The 5689-nt window shown below is 64.9% G+C and carries 5 protein-coding genes; all 5 read right to left on the reverse strand.

What is annotated here, in order from left to right:
* Positions 1 to 71: 71 nt before the first annotated feature.
* Positions 72 to 947: a l-ornithine N(alpha)-acyltransferase gene (gene olsB, locus AC1DX0_RS29920; protein ID WP_477358050.1), complete on the reverse strand. Its 876-nt coding sequence runs from the start codon at positions 945 to 947 to the stop codon at positions 72 to 74.
* Between the two features lie 288 nt (positions 948 to 1235).
* Entirely contained in the window at positions 1236 to 3518 is a 2283-nt protein-coding gene (locus tag AC1DX0_RS29925; RefSeq protein ID WP_477358040.1) for a PAS domain-containing hybrid sensor histidine kinase/response regulator, read from the reverse strand.
* A gap of 143 nt (positions 3519 to 3661) precedes the next feature.
* Complete coding sequence (acuI, locus tag AC1DX0_RS29930) at positions 3662 to 4651, reverse strand: acrylyl-CoA reductase (NADPH) (protein WP_477358043.1); 990 nt, start codon at positions 4649 to 4651, stop codon at positions 3662 to 3664.
* A 57-nt stretch (positions 4652 to 4708) separates the two neighbouring features.
* A complete protein-coding gene (lspA, locus tag AC1DX0_RS29935) occupies positions 4709 to 5206 on the reverse strand; it encodes a signal peptidase II (RefSeq protein WP_477358046.1) in 498 nt (165 codons plus the stop codon).
* Positions 5207 to 5219: 13 nt separating this feature from the next.
* A partial coding sequence (locus AC1DX0_RS29940; RefSeq protein ID WP_477358048.1) for a TrmH family RNA methyltransferase occupies positions 5220 to 5689 on the reverse strand: 470 nt, incomplete at its 5' end.

A 5689-nucleotide genomic window follows, 5' to 3' on the forward strand; every position in this document is an offset into this window, starting at 1 on the left:
CGCTATTCGCTATTCGCTATTCGCTATTCGCTATTCGCTATTCGCTATTCGCTATTCGCTATTCGCTAGCGTCAGGCAGCGAAACGCTGCGCTTCCCCGCCATAGTAGTTGACGTAGCGGGCACCGATTTCCTTGACCGGCATCACCACGAAGACATCGACCGTCGAGAATTCGCGGTCGATGACGCAGCCGTCGCCGATGCGAGCACCGACCCTCAGATAGCCCTTGACCAGAGGCGGCATCGCCGCGATCGCCGCCTTGGCATTGACCGCCTCGATCGGCATCAGATCCATGGAGCAGTAGCGATCGGAAACCGCGCGCACGTCCCAGGCGGAGTTGGTACGGCAGTGATGCGCAAGATAGGTAAGCGCCTCGGCATGTGCGGCCGGCACGGTGCCGTGGAAGGAGGCGCAGCCGGTCATCACACCGATTTCGTAGTGGTTGATGTAGGCCCAGATGCCTTGCCACAGCGCCTCGATAGTGCGCTTCGAACGGTATTGCGGCAAAACGCAGGAGCGGCCGAGTTCGAGAAAGCGCTGGCCGGGGTGACGGGCGATGAGCTTGGTCAGCTCGAATTCGCCTTCGGAATAGAAGCCGCCGGCGGTGGCCGCGATTTCTTGCCGCAGCAGGCGATAGGTTCCGACGATACGGCGATGCTCGGGGCCGGAAAGCGTCGTGTCCAGTACCAGAAGATGGTCGCAGAGCGGATCAAACCGATCGGCGTCGCGACGGTCCTGCGCCTGGAACAGGTCCTTCCTGGCGCCAAGCTCGTCGTAAAATACCCGGTAGCGCACTTCCTGCGCGGCCGCGATCTCGGCCTCGTTGCGGGCGAGCCGCACTTCGAGATTGCCGATMCGGCCGAGTGMWGCGCCYTTTATGACGGAATCGACATTACGTCCSGCRAGCARKGCGCTGCTGGCGTTTGGCCGAGTGTCACATTCCGGCATAACTGTATGCACGAGTGATTCTCCTTCGAGCCATCCCTCTTGGCACGGGGATACGGTGTAGGTGCAACAGGATTGTGACAGTACCGTGATACGGCGTCGCGGGCAATACTTCGTCGGCTGGCGAAAACGGTCAACCGGCTACGTTAGGTGGGCAGATTTGATGCGCGTCGCGTTCGCGCGAACCCAGGCGACGCGCCCAAGGTCCGTGTTTCCATGCATGTCGTCCTCGCAAAACCAAAGCCGTTTTTGGCGCGACATGCGTCAGCCGCGTGCCAGAAAAAAGACTGCTCAGGCGGCGACCTGGCCCTCGACGGCGCTGACCAGCGCATCGGGGTCTAGCGGCTTGGTGACGAAGCCGCTGGCGCCGTGGGCGAGCACCGCATGGCGTGTCTTTTCCTGGCTGTCGGCCGACAGCACCATGATCGGCACGGGCGCCGCCGATGTTTCCTCTTCATGGCGGCGGATCGCGGCAATGGCGTCCAGCCCGTCCATGACCGGCATATGCAGGTCCATCAGCACCACGTCRAAGCGGTGCTTGTGCCCGGCGCTGGTGACGGCCTCGACGGCGGCCTTGCCATTGCCGACCACCTTGACGCGGTGCCCCGCCTTCAACAGCGTGGCGCGGGCCAACATGGCATTGATGTCGTTGTCTTCGGCGATCAGCACGGACAGGCCCTGCTGGCGGTCGCTTGCGGCGCGAAGTGCCGGCGTGCGGCGCTTTTCCGGCTGCGGCTGGGCAAGGGCCGGCGCATGGCTGGTCAAAAGCACACGCAAAAGTGTTCCCCCGCGCACCGGCCTGGCCAGGAAGGTCGCGTAGCCGCTGGCACGGAACTCGCCAAGCATGCCGCGGTCGGTCGGCGCGATCAGCGTGATGGCTTCGCAATCGGAAAAGCCGCTTTGCCGCAACCGCTTGAGCAGCCTGCCGTCACTCTCTTCCATGGCCGCGTCGACCAGAATCGCGTCGCAGCCCTCGGCCAGGGGTGCGGCCTGCGCCACGGTGGTGGCGATACCGGCCGTGCCGCCATTGGCGCGGATGGTGCGGGCGATGGCGTCGGCCTCGACGGCGTTCCTGGACAGGATCACGGCGCGCCTGCCGGCCAGCACGTTCTGCCGGCCCTGCGGCGCCTCGGTGGCCTCGGTGGCCGGGATTTCGAAGACGAATTCCGACCCTTGGCCAAGCCGGCTCGAGACCGAAATCGAGCCACCCATGGCAGCCACCAGGCGCCGGGAGATGGCTAGTCCCAGCCCTGCCCCGCCATGTGTGCGCGTCGAGGTGCCGTCGGCCTGCTCGAACTCTTCGAAGATSCGCTCCATGTCSTCGTCGCGCAGKCCGGGACCGGTGTCGGYRAYGRTGAAGCARATGCGGTCGSTSSTCTCGGTGCGSGCSCGYGCGACGYTSACCAGSACGCCGCCGCTGTCGGTGAAYTTGAYGGCRTTGCCGATGAGGTTGAGCAGCACCTGCCTGACCCKGCCSGGRTCGGCGGTGATCAATTGCGGGACATCCGGTTCGACGTGGCAGCCGAGGCCGATATCCTTGGCGAAGGCGCGCGCGGCCAGCAATTCGATGATGTTGTCGGCGATCTCGCGCACCGACATCGGCTGCGGCTCCGGATCGAAGCGGCCGGCCTCGATCTTGGAATAGTCGAGCAGGTCTTCGATCAAGGCGAGCAAGGCGCTGGCCGAGGTCGAGACGGCGCCGACATAGGTCTGCTGTTCCGGCGACAGGCTGGTGTCGGCCAGGAGCCTCGCCATGCCCATGATGCCGTTCATCGGCGTGCGGATTTCATGGCTGACTGTGGCGAGGAAGCGCGACTTGGCCTGGCTTGCATATTCGGCCCGCTCGCGCGCGGTGATCAGCGAGGATTCGGCGCGCTTGCGGGCGGTGATATCGCGGGCGATGGCGCGATGCGAAACCGCGCCGCTGTCCTTGTCGCGCACCGACAGTTCGATCCAGGAGAACCAGCGCGAGCCGCTCGGCGTGCGGATGGCGACGTCGGTGGAACTCAGGCACTCATGGTCGGAAAAGGCGGCGTCGGGAACGATGCCGACCTCGATGCCAAGTTCGGCAAGGGTCTTGCCGGCAAGATCGCGCGGATCGGTTTCGACCAGATCGGCGAACACCTTGTTGGCATAGACGATGTAGCCGTCGCGGTCGCGATGGATGACGAGATCACCAAGCGCGTCGATGAGACCGCGAAAGCGCTCCTCGCTTTCCTGCATTTCCCACATGCGGTCGGCCAGCGTCTCGATCTCGGCGCGGCTGCGGGCGGTCGTCTCGTCAAGCAGCACCACGGTGCGGTGGGCGCTGCGTCTGGCATGCAGATGCAACGCAAGGCCGGCGAGGCCGGTTGCCATCAATGCGAGGCTGATGAAGATCGGCGCACCGGTCAGATGCGCGAGGCCCGCCAGTACGATGATAGCAACGAAGGTGAGCAGCGGCAGGCTTTCCCGCCTGGCCAATTGCTGCTCGGGCACCAGCGGCGGCGCAGCGATAAACCGCCGCGCCGGTGCGGCAAACGCATCGACATCGTCGCTTTTGTCCACCTGCTGGGTGTCGGATTCCGCGATCATGCGAAATCCTTGCCARACAGAGATTATGGAAAATTGCGGCGGATCGTTCGAATTTTAGCGGATAGGGCGTTTTCGTCCGGCAGTGGCGGATTCGTCACCGGATTTGGCGTTTCAGTCCGCTGCCTGCAACCCGCCCGGCGGGTTTACATGTCGACGACGACGCGTCCGCGGATCTTGCCGTCGACGATGTCGCGTGCGGCATCGATGATGCCGTCGAAGCCGATGGTCGTGGACAGGCTGGCGAGCTTCTCCAGGTCGAGATCGGAGCCGATGCGCCGCCAGGCCTCGATGCGCACAGCCTTCGGCGCCATCACCGAATCGACGCCAAGCAGCGAGACGCCGCGCAGGATGAACGGGGCGACGCTCGATGGCAGATCCATGCCGCCGGCGAGGCCGCAGGCCGCGACCGCGCCGCCATAGGATGTCATCGACAGCACATTGGCCAGCGTGTGGCTGCCGACCGAATCGATGCCGCCGGCCCAGCGTTCCTTGGCCAGCGGCTTGGTCGGCTGGTTGAGCTCGTCGCGCGAGATCACCTCGGCGGMGCCGAGGTTGATCAGATAGGGGCTTTCGGCATTGCGTCCGGTCGACGCAATGACGTGGTAGCCGAGGCTGGACAGGATGGAGACCGCGACCGAACCGACGCCGCCGGCAGCACCCGTCACCACCACCGGGCCGCGGTTGGGCAGGATGCCGTGCCGCTCCAGCGCCATGACGCAGAGCATGGCGGTATAGCCGGCGGTGCCGACCGCCATCGCGTCATGCGCGCTGATGCCCTCCGGCAGCGGCACCAGCCAGTCGCCCTTGACGCGGGCGCGCCCGGCATAGGCACCGAAATGCGTTTCGCCGACGCCCCAGCCATTCAGGATGACCTTGTCTCCCTTGCGCCAGTCGGGATTGGAGGACGAGATGACGGTGCCGGCGAAGTCGATGCCCGGCACCAGCGGCCAGCGGCGGACCACCGGCGCCTTGCCGGTAATGGCCAGCCCATCCTTGTAGTTCACCGTTGTCGCCTCGACCGCGACGGTGACGTCGCCCTCCATCAGGTCGGCATCGCTGAGATCCGTCACGGCCACCGATTGCTTCTTGTCGGCATCGCGCGAGACGAGGATGGCTTTGAAGGTTTCGGACATCTTTTTCTCCGCGAGCTTGCTTGGCGTCCTGGACTGTGCGGCGACGACCGCGCGGGGTCAATCTTTGGAAGGCTTGGCGTTCGAAGGCTTGGGCTCGCGCCGCCAACCGATGAGTTCGTCGAAGACGACCAGTGCCGCGCCCACGGAAATGAAGGCGTCGGCGAGATTGAAGACGGCAAAGGACCAGACCGGCGTGTGGAACAGGATGTAGTCGATGACGTGGCCGTAGACGGCGCGGTCGATCAGATTGCCCAGCGCGCCGCCGATGATCAGGGCAAAGCCGGTGCGGGCGATGACATGGCCTGATGGCGTGCGGGTGGCGAGGTAGAGCACGAAAGCGACGACCAGCACGGCGATGACCACCAGGCCGGTGTCRCCGAARGAKGARAACATCGAGAAGGCGATGCCGGTGTTGTAGGTGCGAWACAGCGCCAGGAACGGCAMCAGRTCGAKCTTTTCCTGGAAGGSSAGRCCGGYCTCGACCAGRTGCTTTATCCATTGATCAAGCGCAATGGCCGCGACGACAAGCAGCGCGTAGGGGGACCATGATCTCACGAGCGGGCAACCTTCATTGCTGATCGGCGATTGGTTCGAGCTTCAGCGCGCCGCGCCGGATCTCGAACAGCATGATGCCGGTGGCGACGGCGAGATTGAGCGAATCGGCACGTCCTGCTTGCGGAATGCGCAGCAGCCGGTCGCAACTCGCCGCCAGGCTTTCGGGCAGGCCCTGCTGCTCATTGCCCATCATCAGCAGCACCGGCCCACGGGAAAAATCGACCGAGCGGTAGTCGACGGCGCCTTTCAGATGCGTGCCGGCTACGAGGCCCGAAAACCCGCCGCGCCAGGCAAGGAAAGCCTCGGTCGTCGCCTTGGCCACCGGCACGGCGAAGATCGAACCCATTGTGGCGCGCACCGTCTCCACGGAAAACGGATCGGTGGTGTCGCCGACCAGGATAACGCCCTTGGCACCGACGGCATCGATGGTGCGGATGACAGTGCCGAGATTGCCGGGGTCGCGCACCCGATCGAGCGCCACCC

This window comes from Mesorhizobium sp. P3_A9 (genome assembly GCF_056402975.1).